We start from the raw sequence: 4,089 nt of genomic DNA, 5'->3' as shown, positions 1-4,089 counted from the left end.
TCTATTTTTAAGGCTTTTTGAAGTATTGTTTTTTGCTCTTGTGTCAGATAATTTTTTGCTGGCATATTTCCTATTATTGGGTTATTTATTAATTTTTATTATACCAATTTAAATGCCGAACAGCTTAGTAATTGCACCATCCCTGTATAATGGGGTTAAGTCGGCTAATCAGAGCCGATTGAGAGGCAGCTTGATGTTGGTCTATGACATCGGAAAGGTGCCCATAGTGTTTCTGGATTTTCTCCAAAGATGGTTTGATGATAGTCTTAAAACCTTGCTTTGACTGATTTTTCCCTACTTTGTATTGTTTGACGTTGAACCCTAAGAAATTGAAGCCGTCCATTGTGTGGGTGATTTTGGTCTTACTTGGTTTTAATTCCAAACCCATGCCACTCAACCATTCACTGATTATTTGTTGACATTCTTTAACCACGGTTTGGTCTTTGTGCATGAGTCGGGTAGGGCGGGGACATCGCTGTCCCTTTCCCCCCTCAGAACCGGACGTACAAGTTTCCAAGTATCACGGCTCAAGCAAATCACTAGGGCTTTCCATAATGTATTCGTTGGTGACACAAAATATGAACAAGTTGGAGATTCTTGTAGTTGTCCTTGCCTCCCTTTGATTTAGGGATGACATGATGAACGTGCAGTTCTTCTGTGTTAAACAGAGATTCTTGACACACCGGACATACAAAGTGCTGGTTTTTTGCTATTTTCTGCCACGACTTTTTCTGGTTTTTGGAATCTCGTTTACGCTTGGAGATGAACCATTTTTGGATTTCAGGGTCAGGGTCATCAGGTGACGATTTTCCAGGTATGAGAACATGGCGTTCTATATTAAACCAAGAGAATTTTAGCAAATGGATTCCACTGCTGTGGTCTCCAAATACCCAGTTATCCTTCCTCTCCAAATTGAATCGTCCGAAGTATTTTTGTTTCCTCCAGGTGTCGTTTTTGTTGGGATGTTTTCTTTTGGCGTATCATAAGAGCCCGTTTATGCATCCATTGGTCGAGGCTCTCAAAGGTTTTCCTTGCTACTCCTTTACGGTGGTAATTTGCCCAACCTCTAATGATGGGATTGAGTACCGATATTAATTCTTTGACTGAGTTAGATTTATATTTAAGCCAAAGGTGTCGGAGTTGGTCTCGGATTTCCTTGATTGCCTTTTGACTCGGTTTCGTTAACAGTTTGTAGCCAGATTTGCTGTTACTATCACGGTAGTGTCTGATGTGGAATCCCAGAAAATCGAACCCTTCTGTAATGTGAACAATTCGAGTTTTTGACTCTGATAATTGTAGTCCTCTTTGACCTAACCAGAGTTTGAGCTGTTCAAGAACTAGTTGGGCATCTTCTTTGGTTTCACATAAACAAACAAAGTCATCAGCAGATCTGACCACTATACGGTTGCCAATAATTTGACCCCGTTTGTCGTATTTGATTCCGAGTGCGTCTTCCATACCATGTAGGGCTATGTTGGCTAATAAAGGCGACACAATGCCACCCTGGGGTGTTCCGGCTTCTGTTGTGTAGAATGCTCCTTTTTCCACGTAGCCTGCTTTGAGCCATTTTTGTATCAGCTTTCGTGCCGGAAAGTTTCCAATTTTGTTAATAAGAAACTCGTGGCTTATGTTATCGAAGCATCCTTTAATGTCGGCATCAACTACCCATTTTTTCCGTCCGTTTGGACGAATACCACGGAAGATTTTCTCTAGGGCATCATGGGCGCTTCTGCCCGGTCTGAAACCGTAACTTATGCCTTCAAATTGTGCTTCCCAACATGGTTCTAAAGCATTCTTGACTATTGCTTGTAGGCAACGGTCAATTAAGGTGGGAATGCCTAGAGGACGCTTTTTGCCTTTGGATTTGGGAATGTAGACCCTTTTGGCTGGTAGTGGTTTCCAAGGGATAAATTTTGTCAGGGAATCCACCAGTATTCCTCTTCCCGTGGGGTTCAATGCTACCAGTCCGTCAACACCGGGAGTTCTTTTTCCCTGGTTGAGTTGTGTACACCTCCTTACTGCCAGGAGAGTATTACTGTAAGACTTCATTAGAAGTCTTTGTAGATTTCGGAGTGTCTTCCAACGTTTCTCACGAGTAGCCTTGAATATTCGCCGTCTTAAGTTCTTAACTACACGGTTAACTTTTTGCCAATCTATCGATTGCCAATGAGTATAGTTCTTATCAGTTACGTTTACGCCTGTTAAGGTCATATCTAACTTTTCCTAATAAGTTCAGTTCTCAAACATTGAATTTCCACAGATTCACCAGTCTTCTGTCAGCACCCTTTTGGGTTGGGTATTTCAGGTTGATTACCTGCCCTATCCGTCGAGTTATACCTGTTTTGGCTTTCCTCTGGGGTTTCCCCCTGTCCGGCATTCGCTACTGAAGACCTCCCTCACCCGCATCGGGATTGATAGTCCTCTTGCAATTTCTCTACTTTGAACGTGGAAACTAGCTCAAAGACCGATTCGGGGTTATCCTGTTCCGCACGGGATGGAGATTCAACCAACTTAGGACTCTATCTTTACTCCGGGGTTAGGTGTCCGCGAATGATGCTGGTCATGACATCATTCCTCTGACCCAATCTTCCGTAGTCAGTCACTTTCAAAAGTCAGATGTCACGAAGCATGAGATAGATTTGCTGTTCGCTGTCCATATTGGTTTTGCCCTAGCCTCCCATATGACATGTGACTATCTACTTGGGTTCGGCATTTCCTCTCGCTGTGCGACTCCTGAATTACTTCGGAAGCCGTGAGAGAATGGACACAGGCATTTGGACACTTACCTGGGGAGTTCTTCTGGAATCTCCCACTCTCCCGTGCGACTTTCAGGTCGCACTGACGAAATCATCTGCGTATCGAATTAGATTTAATGCATGTTTGTTGGCGTTTTTGCTGCCTTTCATAGTTAATGCATATTGTTTAATTCGTTCTTCCATACCTTGGAGGGCTATATTAGCCAATAAAGGGGAAATGACTCCACCCTGTGGGGTACCCTCTTCTGTTGGGAAGAATGTATTGTTATCCATTACTCCAACTTTGAGCCAGGACTTAATTAAACGTCTTAGTGATGGATAAGTATTCAGTTTTGTCAGTAATGCATTATGGTTGATTTTGTCGAAACATTTGGATATGTCGGCATCTAATACCCATTTGGGTTTTTTATTAATGCTCACATATATTGCTCCGATTGCGTCATGACATGAGCGTCCTGGTCTGAACCCAAATGAATTAGGTTCAAATTTTGCTTCCCATTCAGGTTCTAATGCCTGCTTGACAAGTGCCTGTAATGCACGGTCGTATATGGTTGGGATACCCAGAGGCCGTTTCTGGGACCGACCGGGTTTAGGTATCCAAACTCGGCGGGTAGGTAATGCCTTTTTAGAGATTTTTAGGCTGGCTATTAGGGCGAAGCGTTGTTTTGGATTGAGAGATTTCACTCCTTCTATTCCGGCAGCCTTTTTGCCTTTATTTTCTTGGGTTACCCTCCGTACCGCAATCATTTTGGCAGTCCAGGACTTCATCAGAGTCTTTTGCAGTTTACGTACCGCGCGAACATCACCACGCTCTGAGGCTCGAAATATTCGTTGTCTTGATGCAATAGCGAGTGGGGGAAACCCCCAAGACCGCGCTGCATCGCTTTTGTAACTTAAATAAAGTCTTTTCTAGCTTGCGCCAATTTACCTTATTCCATTCCGACTTAGGGGCGAACCCTTTAGCTTTAGACATATTTATTACTACTTACAACTATTTCTTTTCCCATAACGTGAGTCTGTCGGCGTATCCCGGGCATTACCCCAGGCATTTGCAAATGAGCTCAATCCTTCTCCGACATGGCTTGCGGCTAACTACCTACTCAGCAATCGACCTTTACTGAGAGCACATATCGGGGTTACTTCGTTCCTGATAACCATTCTTTGGACTTTTAGGGCGATACTATTCATCGAGAATATTGAGGGAATCCTTAAAGCCAGAACAAACTTTAATCTCTATTCCATTGATTTTTATCTCTGGTGTTTCAGCTTTTTCACCAGTTGTACCTTACGATGATTCAAACGTATCTTCCTGATGTACCCATGAATCCTTTAC

General features: G+C 43.0%; 3 protein-coding genes and 1 pseudogene. All 4 read right to left on the bottom strand.

Features of this window, described 5'->3' with window-relative positions:
- Positions 1 to 124: 124 nt before the first annotated feature.
- Entirely contained in the window at positions 125 to 451 is a 327-nt protein-coding gene (locus F6K37_RS33850; RefSeq protein ID WP_353838820.1) for a group II intron maturase-specific domain-containing protein, read from the bottom strand.
- Positions 452 to 539: 88 nt separating this feature from the next.
- Positions 540 to 860 (bottom strand): HNH endonuclease, encoded by a 321-nt coding sequence (locus F6K37_RS33845; RefSeq protein ID WP_287255111.1) that lies wholly within the window; start codon positions 858 to 860, stop codon positions 540 to 542.
- Positions 861 to 894: 34 nt separating this feature from the next.
- Positions 895 to 2,211, bottom strand: a complete 1,317-nt coding sequence (ltrA, locus tag F6K37_RS33840; protein ID WP_287255109.1) for a group II intron reverse transcriptase/maturase — start codon at positions 2,209 to 2,211, stop codon at positions 895 to 897.
- 629 nt (positions 2,212 to 2,840) lie between these two features.
- Positions 2,841 to 3,729 (bottom strand): annotated as a pseudogene (locus F6K37_RS33835) (reverse transcriptase domain-containing protein); the annotation flags it as partial.
- Positions 3,730 to 4,089: the final 360 nt, after the last annotated feature.

Source organism: Moorena sp. SIO4E2 (assembly GCF_010671945.1).
Taxonomy (GTDB): Bacteria; Cyanobacteriota; Cyanobacteriia; order Cyanobacteriales; family Coleofasciculaceae; genus Moorena; species Moorena producens.
The sequence above is the reverse complement of the archived record's forward strand: the minus strand, read 5'-3'. Positions and strand labels throughout refer to the sequence as shown.

What these genes read in the sequence shown, in the direction of transcription:
- F6K37_RS33850 (WP_353838820.1), bottom strand. Translation starts at nt 451, where the DNA reads ATGCACAAAGACCAAACCGTGGTTAAAGAATGTCAACAAATAATCAGT.
- ltrA (WP_287255109.1), bottom strand. Translation starts at nt 2,211, where the DNA reads ATGACCTTAACAGGCGTAAACGTAACTGATAAGAACTATACTCATTGG.